Origin of the sequence: Aromatoleum tolulyticum (assembly GCF_900156155.1) — a bacterium.
In the GTDB taxonomy this organism is placed as follows: Bacteria; Pseudomonadota; Gammaproteobacteria; order Burkholderiales; family Rhodocyclaceae; genus Aromatoleum; species Aromatoleum tolulyticum.
On sequence record NZ_FTMD01000008.1, the window covers coordinates 199,754 to 219,152 of the forward strand.

At 64.7% G+C, this 19,399-nt stretch carries 18 protein-coding genes and 1 tRNA gene; 10 read left to right on the plus strand and 9 right to left on the minus strand.

From position 1 onward, the window contains the following. Nucleotides 1-3: 3 nt before the first annotated feature. Genes icmH through tssJ form a run of 3 tightly spaced genes read right to left on the minus strand, consistent with a single transcriptional unit; the run spans nt 4 to nt 2,743 of the window. Nucleotides 4-774 carry a type IVB secretion system protein IcmH/DotU gene (gene icmH, locus BW991_RS13770; RefSeq protein WP_076602678.1) on the minus strand — a complete coding sequence of 257 codons (771 nt, stop codon included), beginning with the start codon at nt 772-774 and terminating at the stop codon, nt 4-6. After that, on the minus strand, nt 771-2,114 hold the full coding sequence (tssK, locus tag BW991_RS13775) for a type VI secretion system baseplate subunit TssK (protein WP_076602679.1): 1,344 nt from the start codon (nt 2,112-2,114) through the stop codon (nt 771-773). Before tssK ends, icmH begins: the two co-directional genes overlap by 4 nt. Before the next feature lie 20 nt (nt 2,115-2,134). Next, entirely contained in the window at nt 2,135-2,743 is a 609-nt protein-coding gene (gene tssJ, locus BW991_RS13780) for a type VI secretion system lipoprotein TssJ (RefSeq protein ID WP_170879105.1), read from the minus strand. A gap of 175 nt (nt 2,744-2,918) precedes the next feature. On the opposite strand from tssJ, the gene BW991_RS13785 reads away from it, so the two are divergent. The 8 genes from BW991_RS13785 to tssH are packed head-to-tail and all read left to right on the plus strand — an operon-like array spanning nt 2,919 to nt 12,244. Further along, nucleotides 2,919-3,545, plus strand: a complete 627-nt coding sequence (locus BW991_RS13785) for a tetratricopeptide repeat protein (protein ID WP_139335939.1) — start codon at nt 2,919-2,921, stop codon at nt 3,543-3,545. 54 nt (nt 3,546-3,599) lie between these two features. Beyond that, nucleotides 3,600-4,121, plus strand: coding sequence for a type VI secretion system contractile sheath small subunit (gene tssB, locus BW991_RS13790; protein ID WP_076602681.1), 522 nt, complete (start codon nt 3,600-3,602; stop codon nt 4,119-4,121). 5 nt (nt 4,122-4,126) lie between these two features. After that, the gene (gene tssC, locus BW991_RS13795; RefSeq protein WP_244551693.1) at nt 4,127-5,605 is read left to right on the plus strand and encodes a type VI secretion system contractile sheath large subunit; all 1,479 of its coding nucleotides are present in this window, start codon (nt 4,127-4,129) and stop codon (nt 5,603-5,605) included. 30 nt (nt 5,606-5,635) lie between these two features. Further along, nucleotides 5,636-6,172: an Hcp family type VI secretion system effector gene (locus BW991_RS13800; protein ID WP_076602683.1), complete on the plus strand. Its 537-nt coding sequence runs from the start codon at nt 5,636-5,638 to the stop codon at nt 6,170-6,172. 52 nt (nt 6,173-6,224) lie between these two features. Continuing rightward, nucleotides 6,225-6,704 (plus strand): type VI secretion system baseplate subunit TssE, encoded by a 480-nt coding sequence (gene tssE / locus BW991_RS13805; protein ID WP_076602684.1) that lies wholly within the window; start codon nt 6,225-6,227, stop codon nt 6,702-6,704. A gap of 1 nt (nt 6,705) precedes the next feature. Further along, complete coding sequence (tssF, locus tag BW991_RS13810) at nt 6,706-8,532, plus strand: type VI secretion system baseplate subunit TssF (protein WP_076602685.1); 1,827 nt, start codon at nt 6,706-6,708, stop codon at nt 8,530-8,532. Then, on the plus strand, nt 8,496-9,566 hold the full coding sequence (gene tssG, locus BW991_RS13815) for a type VI secretion system baseplate subunit TssG (protein WP_076602686.1): 1,071 nt from the start codon (nt 8,496-8,498) through the stop codon (nt 9,564-9,566). The genes tssF and tssG overlap by 37 nt, the downstream gene beginning before the upstream one ends. A gap of 32 nt (nt 9,567-9,598) precedes the next feature. Then, a complete protein-coding gene (gene tssH, locus BW991_RS13820; RefSeq protein WP_076602687.1) occupies nt 9,599-12,244 on the plus strand; it encodes a type VI secretion system ATPase TssH in 2,646 nt (881 codons plus the stop codon). A gap of 86 nt (nt 12,245-12,330) precedes the next feature. Here tssH and BW991_RS13825 read toward each other — a convergent pair. The 5 genes from BW991_RS13825 to rpsU all read right to left on the minus strand — a co-directional run bounded on the left by BW991_RS13825 (nt 12,331) and on the right by rpsU (nt 17,165). Then, a tRNA-Ile gene (locus BW991_RS13825) sits at nt 12,331-12,409 on the minus strand. A gap of 92 nt (nt 12,410-12,501) precedes the next feature. Next, nucleotides 12,502-14,496, minus strand: coding sequence for an RNA polymerase sigma factor RpoD (gene rpoD / locus BW991_RS13830; RefSeq protein ID WP_076602688.1), 1,995 nt, complete (start codon nt 14,494-14,496; stop codon nt 12,502-12,504). 49 nt (nt 14,497-14,545) lie between these two features. Continuing rightward, nucleotides 14,546-16,372 carry a DNA primase gene (gene dnaG / locus BW991_RS13835; protein ID WP_076602689.1) on the minus strand — a complete coding sequence of 609 codons (1,827 nt, stop codon included), beginning with the start codon at nt 16,370-16,372 and terminating at the stop codon, nt 14,546-14,548. Between the two features lie 37 nt (nt 16,373-16,409). After that, nucleotides 16,410-16,856 (minus strand): GatB/YqeY domain-containing protein, encoded by a 447-nt coding sequence (locus BW991_RS13840; protein WP_076602690.1) that lies wholly within the window; start codon nt 16,854-16,856, stop codon nt 16,410-16,412. A gap of 96 nt (nt 16,857-16,952) precedes the next feature. Beyond that, on the minus strand, nt 16,953-17,165 hold the full coding sequence (rpsU, locus tag BW991_RS13845; RefSeq protein WP_011238288.1) for a 30S ribosomal protein S21: 213 nt from the start codon (nt 17,163-17,165) through the stop codon (nt 16,953-16,955). Between the two features lie 145 nt (nt 17,166-17,310). Here rpsU and tsaD point away from each other — a divergent pair, with 145 nt between their 5' ends. After that, the gene (gene tsaD / locus BW991_RS13850) at nt 17,311-18,339 is read left to right on the plus strand and encodes a tRNA (adenosine(37)-N6)-threonylcarbamoyltransferase complex transferase subunit TsaD (protein ID WP_076602691.1); all 1,029 of its coding nucleotides are present in this window, start codon (nt 17,311-17,313) and stop codon (nt 18,337-18,339) included. Nucleotides 18,340-18,355: 16 nt separating this feature from the next. Here tsaD and plsY read toward each other — a convergent pair whose 3' ends face one another. Next, nucleotides 18,356-18,949, minus strand: coding sequence for a glycerol-3-phosphate 1-O-acyltransferase PlsY (gene plsY, locus BW991_RS13855; RefSeq protein ID WP_076602692.1), 594 nt, complete (start codon nt 18,947-18,949; stop codon nt 18,356-18,358). 41 nt (nt 18,950-18,990) lie between these two features. On the opposite strand from plsY, the gene BW991_RS13860 reads away from it, so the two are divergent. Continuing rightward, entirely contained in the window at nt 18,991-19,368 is a 378-nt protein-coding gene (locus BW991_RS13860) for a dihydroneopterin aldolase (RefSeq protein ID WP_076602693.1), read from the plus strand. Nucleotides 19,369-19,399: the final 31 nt, after the last annotated feature.

The window sequence follows — 19,399 nt, forward strand, 5'->3', positions numbered from 1 at the left end:
TGTTCAGGGCAGGGTGATGGTGATGTGGGGACGCTTCGCGGCAAGCTTGATGATGTCGCGGTATTCGGCGAGGGTCGCCTGAGTTTCGTGCGCAAGGTGGGTGCGGATGCCGATGTACGCGACCAGCGCGCTGAGTGCCACCACCGCGACGGTGACCCACGCGGGCAGGCTGCGGCGCAGTTCGTGCACGATGCTGTCGGGGCGCGCACCGTGGGGGGCGAAACTCGCCTTGCGGCCCTTGATGTGGGCGATCTGCTCCCCGAGGCGGGCCGTCAGGTAAGCCAGCTTCTCGGGGCCTTCGAGCAGGTACTTGCCACGGAAGCCCAGGAGCAGGCACATGTGAAACACTTCCAGGGCCTGTATCCGCCGCGCACCGGCGTCGCGGGCCGCGCCGAGCTTGTCGAAGAAGTATTCACCCGCGAGCTGGTCGCCGAACAGGCTCAGCTGCAGCGGGCGCCGCTCCCAGTCGTCGCGGATGGACAGGCGCGAGGACAGGATGGCTTCGTCGACCGTTGCGCAGAAGGCGTACTTCGCATCGAAGATGTCCTCGGGCGCGAAGTCCTGTTTCTTTGCCTGCCGTTCGAAGTCGGTGAGGAAGCCCGTGACGCTCTCGGAAAACTCGCGCGCGTCGCGGGGCGTCTTGTTGTTCTTCAGCAGGAACACCATGTAGAAGCCCTCGTACAGCAGGTCCGCAAGCGTGCTCCTGGCAGCGGAAGACGTGTGCGCCGTGCGGGCAGGGGCGTTCTCGGCGAAGATTGACGGATTGGCGTTCATGAAATGACGGCGATGAGTTCGAGCTTGAGTTCGGGGTAGCCGGCCGGCGCGTAGATCGTGATGCTGCGCGCCTTGAGCATGCGTTCGTAGAGAGGGCCGTGCGGATCCAGGCTGAAGTAGCAGGCCCCCGGGCGCACCGGGATCGCGGGCGGTACCTGGGCGCAGTGCGTGAGCGAGACGCCGCCCATGGCCGAGAGCACGAGCTTGTCGACGTCGTCGGGCGCGCCGGCCTTGAAGCGCGCGGGCACCGACTCGATGATCTCCGACAGCGGCAGCGTTGCCGACACCGCGAGGAAGAACCGGGTGTCTTGCGTGATCTTGTCCGAATCGACGCGCCCCAGATGGAACGAGGGTTTCTGCTCGTCCAGGCTGATCGCGAAATAGCGCGTCGAGATCACGGTTTCGAGCAGATTGCGCAGTATCCCGTCGATCTTCCCGAAGCACGACGTCGGCCGTCCGTGCTCGTAGGCGGGCAGGTCGGCGAGCGTGTGCGTCTTCGAGAACGTCATCAACCCGCCCGCGAGGCGGAGCAGTTCCTGATACAGGCGCTCGGGATGGAGCGACGGATTCCTGTGGATGTGTGCGAGGGCCGCAAAGGCGCTGCTCGCCGTATGCAGCAGCCAGAAGGATGCGATGTCGCCGGAACGGAATTCGATGACATTCTTCGACGGCTCGCGGTGGAAGCCATACAGGGCGTCCACCTTCGCCTGGAGGGAATCGAGCAGACGCCGCAACATCAGGTGCAGGGCCGGAGCACTGTCTACGCGCAGGCTCGGCGCGATGAAGGCCGGGTCGATCTCGTAGCCGTTGGTCGTGGTCCTGCGGATGCGCACGAGCGGAAGCGTCAGGTATTGATCGGGCGCCTGTGTGCCGGCGATCAGCCGTGCCTGCTTGCGCAGCACGCCGACTTCGGCCTGGACAGCGTCCGTGAACAGGTCCGACACCTGGCAGGTGTCGAGCACGTAACGGCAACCGGTGGCGTTGCCGTCGCCCGAGTCGTAGTTGTTGCCGAAGTCGCGCAGGTGATGGAGCGCCAGGTGGAGATCGACGTGGCCGGCGCCCCAGTCGAGCTGATCGAGCGCGAGCGGTGGCGGAAGACGGTCCTCCCCCGGCGCGAGATAGATTTCGCCATCGGGCAGCACCACGTCGAGACGGTCGATGCGCAATGACCCGCTCGTGAGCGCATCGCGATCGATCTCCAGTGCGCGTACGCCCCAGGCGAATGGTTCGGCCGTCAGCATGGCCCTGCGGATGCCGGTCTCATGACGGGCATCCTGCTGCTGGAAATGCTGCGGGCGGAGGAAGAGTCCTTCGCCCCATAGGATCTTGTGGGGTGTCACGGTGTTTTGCGTTTCCTCGGTCAGGTACAGCGGACGCCCGACAGCGAGCGGACGGAGGCTGTTGTTGCGGGTTGGGCGAGTTCGCCGGTCCCGGTTGTCATCGCGCAGGCGTGGAATGCGATCGCGATGCCGGTCTTTTGCGATGCCTCGCGATCGAAGGCGAGTTTCCAGCGGTTTGCGGCAGGGTGATGGAACTGTGCCGCGACGCCTATCACCTTCACCTGGTCCGGCACCTGTTCCTCGAACCGGTAGGTCTTGCCGGGCAGCAGGGTCAGCTCGCGCACCGTCACCAGGTCATCCTGCAGCGCACCGCGTTCGGCTTCGGGTGTGCTGGCCTGTGCGTAGGTGAGACGCGCAAAAGCCGTGTTGCTGCGCAGCTGGTAGATGCGCACGACAAGGGCGAGCGCTTCGCCGTTGCGGGTGGCATTGGTCGCAGGGCCTGTCGAAAAGGTCATCGCGACCGGATGCACGGTCTCGGCGGCGGGACGTTCGTCGGCCTTCTTCAGTCCGGCCGCTTCCAGCGCCACGCCCGCCACGGTTCCGGCGATCTGCAGTGCCGACACGGTCGAACAGCCGGCCGCCAGGGGAATCAGGATGGCGGTGAGTGCGGCAAGCAGGGAGACGGGCAAGAGCCTTGCCGATCCTGCGCAGGAATCATCTGTGGACGCATATAGCATAAAAAAGAATGCCAAAGGATTGCATTTTGTGTCGATGCAAATGTACTATGCCGGGCTTTGCGGCGCAATGCCGTTATGACGAAACAATTTTTCGGGGTTTGTAATGACGATCGGAAATCCGGGAAAGGTGGCCGCTCTGGCGATGGCTCTGCTTGTTACGGGGTGTGCGTCGACGCCGCAGAAGATGTCTCAGGACGACTATTCGCAGTACCTGAAGACGACGACCGTACAGGTCGATCAGCTGCTTTCCGAGAGCAAGCGGGATGAGGCTGTAGGCCTGCTGTCGAAGGCAGCGGAACTCGGTCCCGAGTCGAAGGAGCCGTGGGTGCGCATCGCGCGGATCCAGTTCGATGGCGGCAAATACGGCGAAGCGATCGTGGCGGCAGGAGAGGTGCTGCAACGCGACCCCGCGGATCGCGTCGCCAAGAGCGTGCGGGCCGTGAGCGGACTGCGCGTGGCGACGGAATCCCTGGCGGATTTGCGCAATGACACGGAAATGACGGGGTCCGCGCGCGGCGACGCTGTTGCGCTGGCCAAGGTGATGCGCGAGTCCTTGGGCGAATCGGTGCTCATTCCCCCTCCCACGCCGGAAGAGCTCGAAGCGCGCCGGCTGGAGGAAGAGCGCCAGAAGAATCAGAAGCCGAAGGTCAAGCCGAAGGCTCGCGTGAAGAAAACCATGCCTGCCGCGAGCGCAGGGCAGCCGCCCGCAGCGACTGCCGCGAGCGGTTCGGGGCCGTTCGGCGCGCTGAAGTAAGCGACACCGACGGGGGCGGCGCAGGGCGCGCCGGTGACTTGCCAGGAGGCTATTGTGTCCAGGAAGGAAAGTATTCAGAAGCGTCTGCAGAAGGTCAGGCCGCCGCGTGTGCAGCTCACCTACGACGTGGAAAAGGGTGACGCAGTCGAGCAGAAGGAATTGCCGTTTGTGGCGGGCGTCCTCGGCGATTTCGCGGGACAAAGCGAGGCCGGCGAGGCAAAGCTGCGCGACCGGAAATTCGTCGCGATCGACGTCGATAACTTCGACGACGTGATGGACGCCCTCGCGCCGCGAGCGGCATTCCGGGTCAAGAACCGGCTGTCCGACGAGGGCGGCGAACTGGCTGTCGATCTCACGTTCCGCAGTTTCGAAGACTTTCGCCCCGAGTCGGTTGCGCGTCAGGTGGAGCCCTTGCGCAAATTGCTGGAAGCGCGCGCCCGGCTCGCGGAACTTCGCAACAAGCTGGCGGGCAACGAGAAACTCGACGACCTTCTGAGCGACGTCCTCGGTAACACCGAGAAGTTGCGCTCCATCGGTGCCAGTGCCCCCACCGGCGACTCGGGGGAAGAGCAATGAGCACGATGGCGCAAACGTCCGCCGATCCGGTCAGCGGCAGGGCCGACATTCCCCTGCTGGATCGCATCATCGAGGAGAGCCGGGTCGCCCGCTCGGAATCGGAACGCAGCCATGCTCGGGACATTATCGGAGAGCTGGCCAGGCAGGTCCTGGACGGCGAGGTCGTCGTGTCCGAAAACCTCTCCGCCTCGCTCGATGCACGCCTGGCCGATCTCGATCGGCTCATCTCGGCGCAGCTCAGCGAGGTGATGCATGCCGCCCAGTTCCAGGCGCTGGAGAGTGCCTGGACCGGGCTGCATTATCTCTGCCACCAGACTTCGACGGGTCCCCAGCTGAAGATCAAGATGATGAACGCGACCAAGCGCGATCTCGTCAAGGACTTCAAGACCGCGATCGAGTTCGATCAGAGTGCGCTCTTCCGCAAGGTGTACGAGGAGGAGTTCGGCACCTTCGGCGGCTCACCCTTCGGCGTCCTGCTCGGCCAGTACGACATGACGCGCCAGCCGGAAGATCTCTACCTGCTCGAACAGATGTCGCACGTCGCCGCCGCCGCACATGCGCCTTTCATCACGGCTGCCTCGCCCGAACTCTTCGGTCTCGAATCCTACGTCGAGCTGAGCAGGCCGCGGGACCTGTCGAAGGTGTTCGATACCGTCGAATACGCGAAGTGGAAATCCTATCGCGACTCGGAGGATGCGCGTTACGTCGGTCTCACGCTACCGCGTTTTCTCGGGCGCCTGCCGTACAACCCGATCGACGGAACCACCACCGAGGGGTTCAATTTCGTCGAGGACGTCGACGGCGCGGATCACTCGAAGTACCTGTGGTGCAACGCGGCCTTCGCTTTCGGGGCGCGCCTCACCAACGCTTTCGAGAACCACGGGTGGTGCGCGGCAATCCGCGGCGTGGAAGGGGGCGGCCTGGTCGAGGACCTGCCGGCGCACACCTTCCGCACGGGTGAAGGCGAGGTGGCGCTGAAGTGCCCGACCGAGGTGGCGATCACCGACCGGCGCGAAAAGGAACTCAGCGATCTCGGCTTCATCCCGCTCGTCCACTGCAAGAACACCGATTACGCGGCCTTCTTCGGTGCGCAGTCGACGCAGAAGGCACGGCGTTACGACACGGATGCGGCCAATGCCAACGCCTCGCTCTCGGCACAGTTGCAGTACATCTTCGCCGTGTGCCGCATTGCGCATTACATGAAGGCGATGATGCGCGACAAGATCGGCAGTTTTGCCAGTGCCGCCAACGTCGAGATGTACCTGCAGCGGTGGATCGACCAGTACGTCACCGCCGACGACACGGCTTCGCAGGAAACCAAGGCGCAGTTTCCCCTGCGCGAGGCCTCCATCGAGGTGGCCGAAGTTCCCGGACGCCCCGGCGTCTACCGCGCCGTTTCGTTCATCCGTCCCCATTTCCAGCTCGACGAGCTTTCGGTTTCGCTGCGGCTGGTTGCTGAGCTGCCGCAGTCCGGCAAGGCCTGATTGTTCGACTAATACAAGGATCTGAAGGCAATGAAGGATATCTACATCGAATTCAAGGGTAGCGACCTCAAGGGCGATTCTCGCGACACCAAGCACAAGGACCAGGTCGAGGTGTATTCGTGGTCGCACAACATCCGCCAGCCGAAATCGGCCACGGCGTCGAGCGCCGGCGGACACACGGCCGAGCGCTGCGAACACGGCGAGATGATCTTCGTGAAGGATATCGACGGCGCCAGCCCAAAGCTCTACCAGGCCTGCTCCTCGGGACTCATCATCAACGACGCGATCGTGTATTTCTATCGTGCGTTCGGTGGCAAGAACACCACCGGAAATCCGAGCGGCGCGCAGAACCGGCACCAATACCTGAAAATCGAGCTCAAGAACGTATTGATTTCGTCGGTATCGCCGACCGTGTCGAGCGAAGGCATTCCTACCGAAACCTTCGCGCTGAAGTATTCGGCGGTGAAGTGGACCTACGACGAGCTCAATATCGACGGCAGCAAGTCGGGCAAGGTGAACATCCAGGGCGCCTGGAACCTTGCGAAGAACGCTCCGAGCCTGAGCTGATACGTCCGGTGCTTACGGGCGGCACAGGGGCTGCCCGGTCGGCGGCGTCATCATGAAAGGGTTCGAACCGACCTTCTTCGACAAGCTGTTCGACGACAGCCCGGCCGGCCCGACCCGGCCCGTGCTGTCGCTCGAACAGCTGAAGGACTCGGTTGCCCGTGATCTTGAAGCGCTTCTCAATGCCCGCACGACGGTGGATGAATCGCTGGCCCAGTCTCACCCCGAGGCGGCGCAATCGCCGCTCACCTACGGGCTGCGGGATTTCGCGGCGATGAGTCTGAACAATCCGCACGATCGTGCGGCGATCTGCCGTTCGATCGAAACGGCAATTGCCCGTCACGAGCCGCGGCTGCGCAATGTCGACGTCCGGCTCGAATTGGATCGACGCTCGGTCAATGCGCTGTACTTTTCGATCAAGGCCTTGCTCGTCGTCCGTCCCGCACGTGAGCCGGTGAATTTCGACGCTTTGTTGCAGCCGACGACCCTTCTCTATTCGGTCAATCGGCAGGCCCCGCGAAGCGGTCAGAATTGAAATGGAAGACCTCCTTCCCTATTACGAGCGCGAGCTCGCATTTCTGCGCGGCCATTCTCGCGAGTTCGCCGAGCGCTATCCGAAGATTGCCGCGCGACTGCTGCTGAACGGCGAGGGATGCGATGATCCGCATGTCGAGCGGATGATCGAATCCTTCGCGCTGCTGTCGGCCCGTATATCGAAGAAACTCGAAGACTCGTACCCGCTGTTTACCGAGGCGTTGCTGCAGGTACTGTATCCGCACTATCTATGCCCTTTCCCGGCATGCTCGATTGCGCATTTCGACAGCGAGGGCGGGGAGTCGCAACTTTCGCGTCCGGTCGTGTTCGAGCGGGGAGCAGAGCTGCGGTCGCGGCCGGTGAATGGCGTCTCCTGTCGCTTCCGCACCGCATGGCGGGTCGAGCTGTTGCCGCTGCGCATCGAGGAATTCCGCTTTCAGGCCGTAGCGAGCATTCCTGCGGCCGTGCGCGCGCCGCTCGGCGTTTCGGGCATGCTGTCGTTGCGGCTGGCCGTTCAGGGAGCCGGAGGGTTGGGCGGTGTCGAGCGGGTGCGCCTGTACATCGATGCGGAACCGTCCGTCGCAGCCGCACTGCGTGATGCGCTGTTCCTGCGGGTGTTGCGGACGTGGGTGGAAACCGGGGATGGTGTCTGGCATGCCGTCGAGGGCGCGGTGATCGGGGAGGTCGGTCTGGCGGCCGATGAAGCGCTCGTCGATTTTCCCGACAGCGCCCACGACGCCTACCGTCACCTGACCGAGTACTTCGCCTTTCCGGAGAAATACAACTTCTTCGACGTGCTTCTTGCCCGACTGCCGGCGCACGCGCGTCGGGAGGGGCAGATCCGCATTCATTTCGCGTTCAAGGACGTGCGACCGGACGGCGAGATCGCGCGGCTTCTCGGCGGACTGAGCGGCGATTCGCTCAAGCTCGGCTGCGTGCCGGTCGTCAATTTATTCCAGCGGCCCGGCGACCCGATCCGCCTCACGGGGCGCACATCCACGTATCCCGTGGTCGCCGACGGACGACAGGCGCATGCCTACGAGGTCTACTCGATCGATGCGGTGCGCCGCGTGAGCCGCAGACCGGATGGCGAGGCGCAGACCGAATATCGCCCGTTCTTTTCCCTGCGCCACGGCGAAACGCCTGAGCGGGACGGTCATTACTGGCATGCACAACGCGACGCACAGGTGGCGGAGCGCAGTCCCGGTTACGAGACCGCGCTCACGATCGTCGATACCGGATTCGATCCGCTCAAGCCCGGCACCGACATCCTGAGCGTGTCGCTGACGTGCACGAACCGCGATCTTCCGGCGCGGCTCGCGATCGGCCTCGAGGGCGGCGACCTCCACGCCGAAGGCGGCGCGGCACGTGCGATCCGGTTGCTGCGCGTGCCGACGATGTCGTGTCGCTTCAGCCATGAACGGGATGGTCTGTGGCGCCTGATCTCGCACCTGTCGCTCAATCACCTTTCCCTTACCGGGAACGGCCTCGCTGCCTTCAAGGAAATGCTCGGTCTTTATGATGTGCGCCGGACGGCCGTGTCGCGACGCCAGATCGACGGCATCCGCGGCATTGAGCAGCAGGAGAAGACCTGTTGGATGGCAGGGCGTCCCTTCGCAAGTTTCGTTCGGGGGGTCGAGGTGCGCCTGACGGTCGACGAGGACAGTTTCGTCGGCGCCGGTCTCGACGTCTTTGCGCGGGTCATCGACCGTTTCCTCGGTCTTTACGTGCAACTGAACAGTTTCGTGCAACTCGTGCTCGTTTCGGTCAGGACAGGGGAGGAGCTCGTTCGATGCGAGCCGCGCTCGGGCGATTCGATCCTGGCCTGATCGAGCAGCTCGTCGAGGCGCCGTACCGGTTTGAATTCTTTCAGGCCGTACGTCTGCTCGACGGCCTGTTCCGCGACGAGGGGACCGAGCGCCGGCACGGCGCCGATGCCCTGTCGGCGCGCATCCGTTTCCGCAATACGCTGCACCAGGGCTTCGCTCCTGCCGAGATCGAAGCCCTGGAGGCGTGGCGGCACGATGACGAGAGCCACGTCGGACCGCCCCGCTTGCGCAAGGTCGAGATCACGCCGTATGCGATCGGGCTCCTGGGGGTGCATGGCGCCTTGCCCGCCCACTACACCGAGCGCATCTCGGAACGTGAGCGCATTCACCGCGATCGAGCCGCGCGTGCCTTGCTCGACATCTTCGCCAACCGGGCGGTCGCGCAGTTCTACCTCGCGTGGAAAAAGTACCGCCTGCCGCTGCAGTACGAAAGCGATCGCCGCAACCGCTTTCTGCCGCTGGTGCTGTCGGTGGCGGGACTGGGATTCGACGCCCTGCGGGAGCGGATGCGGGACGGCGCGGGGCGCATCGAGGACGAGGCGATTGCCCGCGTGGCGACGCTCCTCTCGCAGCGGCCGCTGTCGGCGAAGGCGCTCGAACGCATCCTCGCCGGGCATTTCCGCGTACCTGTGCGCGTCGAGCAGTTCGTCGGAGCGTGGTATGCCCTGCCGGACGATCAGCGCACAACGCTCGGCGGCCGCAACGCCCTGCTGGGGCGCACCGCACTGTCGGGCGAACGGGTCTGGCAGCGCAATCTGAAGGTCAGGATCCACGTGGGGCCGCTTGCCGCAGCCGATTACCACGCGTTCCTTCCCGGCGGCGACTCGGCGGCCGCGCTTGCGAAACTGTTGTTGCTGGCGACCGGGCATCAGTTCGAATACGAAATCCGGCCCAGCCTGCGTGCCGTAGATGTCAGACCCGCGGCGCTCGGGGCCGACTCGCCGCCGCGCCTCGGACGCGACGTCTTCCTCGCCTCGCGCCTATCCGCGTGCGATCGGGACGATGCCGTGTACTCGCCCGGCGCCCTCCATTGAGCATCGATTACTAACCTCCACTTCGCGCTGCCATGAGTACATCCCTCAAGACGCTGATCTGCAAGCTCAACACGATTTGTCGCGGTGCCGTCGAACGTGCCGCCAACCTTTGCATGGCGCGCGGCCACTACGAGGTGGATCTCGAACACGTGTTCCTTGCGTTGTGCGAGCAGCCGGCGAGCGACTTCGCGGTCGTACTGGCGCGGAGCGGGGTCGGGGTTCCGGCCGTCCAGCGTGATCTGGAGCGCGAGGTCGGGCGGTTCCGCAGCGGCAATGACCGGACCCCGGTGTTTTCCCCACGGCTGCAACTCCTGTTGGAGCAGGCCTGGCTGATCGCATCGCTCGATGCGCGCACGCCTCGCATCCGCTCGGGACATCTATTGCTGGGGATGTTGACCGAACCCGGGCTGTCGCAGCTCGCCGTGCGCGCTTCGGCGCTGTTCGGTCGCGTGCGCGCGGACGACCTGAAGCACAACTTCGACGAAGTCACCGCAGAGTCGGCGGAGTCGCGTGAGGTCTGCGGCCTGGGGGCGGGGGCCGACATGGGCGCGGCGGACGGCAACGAACCGTCGGCCGCCGACGGGCAGCGTACGAACCCCGCGCTGGAACGCTACACGACCAATCTCACGCGAAGCGCGCGCGAAGGCAGGCTCGATCCGGTGATCGGGCGCGATGCCGAGATCCGGCAGGTGATCGACATCCTCATGCGGCGCCGGCAGAACAATCCCATCCTGACGGGCGAGGCCGGTGTCGGCAAGACCGCCGTCGTCGAAGGGCTGGCGCAGCGCATTGCCGACGGTGACGTTCCCGAGGCGCTGCAAGGCATCGAGCTCCATACGCTCGACATGGGGCTGCTGCAGGCCGGCGCGAGTGTAAAGGGCGAGTTCGAAAACCGGCTGCGCAGCGTCATCGACGAAGTGCGGTCGAGCCCGGTGCCGATCGTGCTCTTCATCGACGAGGCTCACACGATCATCGGTGCCGGCGGGCAGGCGGGGCAGAACGATGCGGCGAACCTCCTCAAGCCGGCCCTTGCGCGCGGAGAATTGCGTACCGTCGCGGCGACGACGTGGGCGGAGTTCAAGAAGTACTTCGAAAAGGATGCGGCGCTGGCGCGTCGCTTTCAGGTCGTGAAGGTCGAGGAGCCTTCCGAAGACGTCGCGTCGGCAATGCTGCGGGGCATCGTGCCCCTGATGGAGCGGCATTTCGGTGTGCGCGTGCTCGACGAGGCGGTGACCGAGGCCGTGCGCCTGTCGCACCGTTACGTCAGCGGCCGGCAGCTTCCGGACAAGGCGATCAGCGTACTCGACACCGCTTGCGCCCGGGTGGCCCTGTCGCACAGCGCGGTGCCGGGTCGTATCGACGATGCCGAGAAACTCCTCGCGCGCCTGCGAGCGGAGGCGGCCTCGCTGGAGCGCGAGGCGCAGGACGGCGCCGGGCACGGAAAGCGCCTGACCGAGATCGGGCAGCAGATCGCGTCTGTGGATGCGGAACTGCTGGGCCTGCGAGCTCGTCATGAGCGCGAGAAGTCGTTGGTCGCGCAGATTGGCGCCTTGCGCGGGCGTCATCGCGGCGAATCCGGGGCGGACGCTCCGGAGCGGTCCCTGCAGTCCCTGTCCGACGAGCTGCGTTCCCTGCAGGGCGAGGATCCGATGGTGCCGTTGCAGGTCGACGGAAACGTCGTGGCTGGGATCATCTCGGCGTGGACCGGCATTCCGCTCGGCAGGATGGTGAAGGACGAGATCGCGACGGTGCTTCAGCTCAAGCCTCTGCTGGAGGAGCGCGTGATCGGCCAGTCCCATGCCCTGGAGGCGATCGCGCAGCGCGTTCGCACCGCGCGCGCGAACCTGGAGGATCCCGACAAGCCCAAGGGCGTGTTCCTGTTCGTCGGTCCCTCGGGGGTCGGAAAGACCGAGACCGCCTGCGCGCTCGCAGACATCCTGTATGGCGGAGAGCGCAAGCTCGTGACGCTCAACATGAGCGAGTACCAGGAGGCGCACTCGGTGTCCGGCTTGAAGGGTTCGCCCCCGGGCTACGTGGGCTACGGCGAAGGCGGCGTGCTGACCGAGGCGGTGCGCCGGAACCCCTATTGCGTGGTGTTGCTGGACGAGGTCGAGAAGGCGCATCCGGACGTTCTGGAATTGTTCTTCCAGGTGTTCGACAAGGGCGTGCTCGACGATGCCGAGGGCAGGGAGGTCGATTTCCGCAACACGCTCATCATCCTTACCAGCAACGTCGGCTCGAGCCAGATCATGCATGCCTGCCTGAACAAGGCGAAGAAGGACATGCCTTCGGCGAACGAGCTCGGCGACTCCCTGCGTCCGGTGCTGTACCAGAACTTCAAGCCGGCATTTCTGGGGCGCATGAAGGTGATTCCCTATTACCCGATTTCCGACGAGATGCTCGCCGAGATCATCCGGCTGAAGCTGCGCCGGATCGGCGCGCGGGTGGCGGCCAACCACCAGGCGAGCTTCGAGTGGGACGAGAAGATCGTCGGCGCGGTGCTGCAGCGCTGCACCGAGACCGATTCGGGCGCGCGCAACGTCGACCACATCCTCAACGGCAGTCTGCTGCCGGACATCGCGGAGACCGCGCTCGTCCGCATGGCCGAAGGGGTCGCGATCAACGCGATCAAGGTGAGTGCCGACAAGCGCGGGGCGTTCCGCTACACCGTTCGCTAGCCGACAATCCAAATTTCGGTCGAACGGCGGCCGTGTGCATCGGGAAAGACGAAGGGGTTACACCGTTATGGTGTAACCCCTTTTTTTGGTGGGCCCCCTGGGAGTCGAACCCAGCACCAACGGATTATGAGTCCGCTGCTCTAACCAGGCATGAGCTAGAGGCCCTTGAACTGATTGTCTACCCCAGTGCTTGCTTGCCAAGCCGACTGAAGCATCGGCCGGGAAAGCGGACGCCCGCCGGAGCGGGCGTGGGGACATCAGGCGTCGCTGTCGAGGAAGCTGCGCAGGCGCTCCGAGCGGCTCGGGTGGCGCAGCTTGCGCAGGGCCTTGGCTTCGATCTGGCGGATGCGCTCGCGGGTGACGTCGAATTGCTTGCCGACTTCCTCGAGGGTATGGTCGGTATTCATTTCGATGCCGAAGCGCATGCGCAGCACCTTCGCTTCGCGTGCCGTAAGGGAATCGAGCACTTCGCTGGTGGCGTCGCGCAGGCTGGAGTACATCGCCGCGTCGGCCGGGGCCAGCGTCGCCTGGTCCTCGATGAAGTCGCCCAGATGCGAGTCGTCGTCGTCACCGATCGGCGTCTCCATCGAGATCGGCTCCTTGGAGATCTTCATGATCTTGCGGATCTTCTCCTCGGGCATCTCCATCTTCTCGGCGAGCGTCGCGGGATCCGGCTCCTGACCCGTTTCCTGCAGGATCTGCCGGCTGATGCGGTTCATCTTGTTGATCGTCTCGATCATGTGAACCGGGATGCGGATCGTGCGTGCCTGGTCGGCGATCGAGCGGGTGATGGCCTGGCGGATCCACCACGTCGCGTAGGTCGAGAACTTGTAGCCGCGGCGGTATTCGAATTTGTCCACCGCCTTCATCAGGCCGATGTTGCCTTCCTGGATCAGGTCGAGGAACTGCAGGCCGCGGTTCGTGTATTTCTTCGCGATGGAAATCACGAGACGCAGGTTTGCCTCGGTCATCTCGCGCTTGGCGCGGCGCATCTTGGCCTCGCCGGTCGACATCTGGCGGTTGATGTCCTTCAGTTCCTTGAGCGGGATACCGATGCGGGTCTGCAGGTCGATGAGCTTCTGCTGCTCCTCGAGCACTGCGGGATGCACGCGCATCAGGCCCTCGGCGTAGTTCTTGCCGACGCCGATCTCGTCCTTGAGCCAGTCGAGGTCCACTTCCTTGCCCGGGAAGACCTTGATGAAATGCTGGCGTGGCATGCCCGCGCGGTCGACGCACAGCTGCAGGATCTGGCGCTCGTGGCCGCGCACCTGCTCGACCATGTGGCGCACGGAGTCGCACAGGCGTTCGATCGACTTGGCGGTGAAGCGGATGTTGAGGAGTTCGTCCGAGATCTGCTGCTGCAGGGACAGGTAATCCGCGTCCTGCGAGCCGCGGTCGGCGAGGGCGGCCATCTTGCGCTCGTTCAGCGCGCGGATGACCGCGAAGCGCGCGAGGGCTTCGTTCTTCAGTTGCAGGAGCGTCGCGGCGTTGGCGGCGGCTTCCTTTTCCTCGGAGCTTTCGTCGTCGTCGTCGCCGACGTCTTCGGCGCTCTCCTCGTCCTCGGCATCCTCGTCGCCCTCTTCGCCTTCCGACATGGCTGCTTCCTCTTCCGCGGAAGCAGCGTTCGGGTCGATCAGGCCATCGACGAGTTCGTCGATGCGCATTTCATCCTGTGCGACCTTGTCGGTGAGCCCGAGCATTTCGACGATAGTGGTCGGGCATGCGGAGATCGCCTGGACCATGTGGCGCAGGCCGTCTTCGATGCGCTTGGCGATCTCGATTTCGCCTTCACGGGTAAGCAGCTCGACGGTGCCCATTTCGCGCATGTACATGCGCACCGGGTCGGTGGTGCGCCCGAATTCGGAGTCGACCGACGACAGCGCCTGTTCCGCTTCTTCCTCGGCGACATCCTCGTCCACCGTGCTGGGCACGGCGTCGGACATCAGCAGGTCTTCGGCGGCCGGGGCCGCGTCGAACACCCGGATGCCCATGTTGTTGAAGGTCGCGATGATGCCTTCGATCTGCTCGGCGTCGGCGACGTCGTCGGGAAGGTGGTCGCTGATCTCCGCGTACGTGAGATAGCCGCGCTCCTTGCCGAGCGTGATCAGGGTCTTGAGGCGGGTCCTGCGGATTTCGGCGTCGATGGGCCCGAGTTCCGGCCCTTCGGCGATCAGAACGGCCTTGTCCTTGGCCTTGGAGGCACGTCCTTTGGGGCTATCCTTGCGCGAATCCTTGGTTTTTTCGCGGGCCATGGCACTCCTTGAATCGGGCGAAATATGAATTGGGTAACCTGCAATTATACTAAACGTCCAGCTGTTTGCGGGCGTTGACAAGACTCATTTTTTCGAGCAGCAGTTCAGCGAGCCGATGTCGGTCCATCGCGGAAAGCCCCGCTTCACGCTCCTGCGCCGTCAGGGCGGCAATCTCGCGGGCGATCGCATTGGCGTGGAGCTTGTTCAGGGTGTCCGCGAAGAGCATTTCGACGACGTCTTCGTCAAATTCCGCGTCGACCAGTTCCGCAGCCACGCGCGCCAGCGTCTCGGCGTGGGGCGTGTCGCGGAACTGTTCGACCAGCGCGCCCAGTCCGGCGTTCATTGCCAGGTCGCCGGTGCTCGACAAGTCGATGATCGCAACCAGCGCGCGGCCTTCGGCGGTATGGACGGGGATGAGGTCGACCGGCAGCCGTGCGGCCCACGCGGGATGCTGCAGGACAAGACGCAAGAGGGTGTTTGCTTCCGAGGGGGGGCGTCTGCGCTGGCGGTTCGGGGGCGGGGCGGAGAAATCCTGGGTGTTGCGGTCGCGCCGGCCGTCGAATGCGCCCTCGCGCGACTGACGCGAGGTGGCTTGCGGTTTGAGGCCGAAGGCGGTTTCGACTTCACCCTGGCTGAATCCGGAGGCGTCTGCGATCGCCTTGATGATCTGCAGGCGCAGCATCGGCGCCGCGATGCGGGTGACGAGAGGCTTTGCGTCATGCACGAGCCTGGCGCGGCCTTCTGCGGTGTCGAGCGCGCATTCTGCGCGCAGTTCGTTGAGCAGAAACGCCGTCAGCGGTGTGGCGTCGTTAGCGGCCTGATTGAACGCTTCGGCGCCGTACTCGCGAACGAAGGAGTCCGGGTCGTGCCGTTCGGGCAGGAACAGGAAGGCCAGCGTAACGTCGTCGCGCAGCGCCTCGAGCGCGGACTCGAGCGCGCGCCGCGCCGCCTTGCGTCCCGCGTTGTCGCCATCGAAGCAGAAGACGATGCGCTGCGACTGGCGCAGCAGCGTGTTGATGTGATGCGGGGTGGTCGCGGTTCCGAGGGTTGCGACGGCATTGGCGACGCCGAATTGCGCAAGAGCGACGACATCCATGTAGCCCTCGACGACAATCGAGTAGCCGGCGTCGCGGATCGCCTTCTGCGCCTGCGGAAGGCCGTACAGCTCGCGTCCCTTCTCGAACAGCGGCGTTTCGGGGGAGTTGAGGTATTTGGGTTCGCCTGCGTCGAGGACTCTGCCGCCGAACGCGATGATGCGCCCGCGGCGGTCCTGGATCGGGAACATGATGCGGTTGCGGAAGCGGTCGTAGCGGCGGCCGGCGTCGTTTTCGATCACTAGGCCGGCATCGAGCAGGGTCTTGGCGTCGTAGTTCGGAAAGGTGCCGCGCAGCGCTTGCCAGTCTTCGGGTGCGAAGCCGATGCCGAAGCGGGCGGCGATCTCCCCCGACACGCCGCGTCGTTTGAGGTAGTCGATCGCAACAGGCGCCGTCTTGAGTTGTTCGCGATAGAAGCGCGCGGCGGCGGTCATGGCCTCGACCAGTCCCTCGTGAGCGGACGGCGCTTCGGGCCGGAAGCCGGGGCGGGTTTCCTGTGGAACCTGCAAGCCTGCGTGGGATGCGAGTTCCTTGACTGCCTCCACGAAAGAGAGCCCGCTGTATTCCATCAGGAAGCCGACAGCGCTGCCGTGCGCGCCGCAGCCGAAGCAGTGGTAGAACTGCTTGCTCGGGCTGACGGAGAACGATGCGGACTTTTCCCCGTGGAAGGGGCAGCAGGCGAAGTAGTTCGCGCCACTCTTCTTGAGGGTGAGGTGGCGTTCGATGACGTCGACGATGTCGACGCGCGCGAGCAGGTCCTGGATGAACGACTGCGGGATCATGGTTGCCGCCGCCCGCGCTCGGGCGGGCGGTAGGCGCTCAGGTCGAAAGTCTGGCGCGCACCCTGCGCGAGGCTTCGGCCATGTCCGCACGTCCGGCAAGGCGCGCCTTGAGCTGCGGCATCACGCGGCCGAGGTCGGCGATGCTCGTCGCTCCGGCATCGGCGATGGCGGCGGCGATCTCGGCGTCGAGTTCGGCGTCCGACAGCTGGGCGGGCAGGTAGGCCGACAGCACCTCGATCTCGAAGCGCTCGTTGGCAGCGAGGTCGGGGCGGTTTGCGGCGTCGTACTGGCTCGCCGAGTCGCGGCGCTGTTTGACGAGCTTCTCGACCGTGCTCAGGATGCCGGCGTCGTCGAGCTGGATCCGGTCATCGATCTCGCGCTGCTTGATTGCGGCGATGAGCAGGCGCACGGCAGAGAGGCGTGCGCTATCCTTGGCGCGCAAGGCGGCCTTCATGTCGTCCTGGATGCGTTGCATGAGAGACATGGGCAATGCTCCGAATGGAAATACAAAAGCCACGCCGGGCGCAAGTCGAATGACTTGCGCCCGGCGTGGGTGACCGGTTGCTGGATCCGGAAGGGATCAGTACAGCTTCGGCGGCAGGGTCTGACTGCGCAGGCGCTTGTGGTTGCGCTTGACCGCGGCGGCCGACTTGCGCTTACGCTCCGCGGTGGGCTTTTCGTAGAACTCGCGGGCGCGCAGCTCAGTCAGCAAACCGGTTTTTTCGATGGTGCGCTTGAAGCGGCGAATGGCGACTTCGAACGGCTCGTTCTCCTTGACGCGGATACCCGGCATTGCGAACTTCCTTGTGTGTCTGGTAGGCGGAAAACGCGGATTATATCCGTTCGATTCCGACAAGCCAAGTACAAACTTAGCTTTCCGATTGCCGGCCCGTTAGAATGGCGCTCTGTCCCATCGGCGAGGCTGCTGGCTGCAAATCATGAGAGTTCTGGGAATCGAAAGCTCCTGCGATGAAACGGGGGTGGCCGTGTTCGACGTCGAGGCAGGATTGCTCGGGCATTGCGTGCATTCGCAGATCGATCTGCATGCGACCTATGGTGGTGTCGTTCCGGAGCTGGCTTCGCGCGACCATATCCGCCGCCTTCCGGCCCTCGTGCGACAGGTGCTTGCCGAGTCCGGCTGCAGCCTCGCGCAGATCGATGCGATCGCCTACACGGCTGGGCCGGGTCTCGCGGGGGCGCTGCTGGTCGGGGCGAGCTATGCGGAGGCGCTCGGGATGTCGCTGGGTGTGCCGGTGTTGCCCGTGCATCACCTCGAGGGACATCTGCTTTCTCCGCTGCTGTCAGCGGATCCGCCGGAATTTCCGTTCGTGGCGCTGCTGGTTTCCGGCGGACATACCCAACTCATGCAGGTGACGGGTGTGGGGGAATACGTGCTGCTGGGTGAGTCGCTCGACGATGCAGCGGGCGAAGCATTCGACAAGACGGCCAAACTGATCGGCCTGGGATACCCTGGCGGCCCGCAGTTGGCGCGGCTGGCGGAGCGCGGGCACCCGGGCCGGTTCCGTCTTCCGCGGCCGATGCTCAAGTCGGGCGATCTTGATTTCAGCTTCAGCGGTTTGAAAACCGCGGTGTTGAACGTCGTGTCCGGCCCTGAGTGGAAGCCTGAGGACGCCGCGGATCTGGCAGCCGACTTTCAGGATGCGGCGGTAGACGTGCTGTGCGCAAAGGCGCTGAAGGCTCTGGAATTGACCGGCCTGTCGCGACTGGTGGTGGCCGGCGGCGTCGGCGCCAACCGGCAGTTGCGCCAGCGCCTCGATGTGGCGACGCGGCGCAAGGGTTGGCGGGTGTATTACCCGGAGCCGGAGCTGTGCACCGACAACGGAGCGATGATCGCATTTGCCGGTGCGCGCCGGCTGGCGGCCGGCGAGGTGCCCGGCATGGCTTGTGCGGTCAAGGTTCATCCGCGCTGGCCTCTGGCGGCGCTGCGTGCTCCCGGGGCGGCCTGACGCGAACTGGCGAATGTCAGGCCTTGCGGCCGCCGATGCGGCCTTCGGTGCCGTCGAGCAGTTTGCGGATGTTGGTGCTGTGCCGCCAGATAAGGATTGCGGCGACGAGCGCGAGAATGCCGACCACCGGGGTCGGTCCGAGCAGGACGTAGCCGGCGATGGGGGTGGCCAGGGCGGCGCAGAGCGCAGCGGCCGACGAGTAGCGCGTTGCGAATGCGATCGCGAGCCAGGTTGCCAGCGCGGACAGTGCGACCCATCCGTTGATTCCGAGCAGTACGCCGAGTGCGGTTGCCACGCCCTTGCCGCCGTTGAAGCGCAGGAACACGCTGAAAACGTGTCCGAGGAAGGCGGCGAGGCCGGCGAGGGCGGTGTCGGTGGCGTCGAAGCCGAGACGGGATGCGCCCCAGACTGCGAGCCATCCCTTGGCGCAGTCGCCCAGCAGGGTCAGCAGGGCTGCGGACTTGTTGCCGCTGCGCAGGACGTTGGTGGCGCCCGGGTTGCCGGAGCCGTACTTGCGCGGGTCGGCGAGACCGAAAATGCGGCTCGAAACGATGGCGAAGGGAATGGAGCCGAGCAGGTAGGCGGCCAGCAATAAAGCCAGTAGGGTCATTTTTTCACCTAGAATTGCCGCGATTCTAATCGGGAAGCGACATGGATTTCATTTTCATCGAGGAACTGAGGGTTCAGGCCTGGGTCGGCATCTATTCGCGCGAAAAGGCCGCGCCGCAGACGCTGGAACTCAACCTCACGTTCGGGGTTCCCGATTCGGCGGCAGAGCAGGACGATATCGCCGACACGATCGACTATGCGGAAGTGATCGAGCGAATCCGCAAGGAGCTCGGCGAGCGCCACTTCAACCTGATAGAAACCCTCGGCGAATTCGTCGTGAAACTCCTGTTCGACGAATTCGGCGCTCCCTGGGTGAAGATCCGCATCGCCAAGCTGGGAGTCATGAAAGGGGTGCGGCGAGTCGGGGTATATATCCAGCGCGGCCGGGAGGGGATTTCCCTTCCCCCGGCTACGAGCTGAAAGAGGAAGCCTTGACCGGGGCACCGAGTGC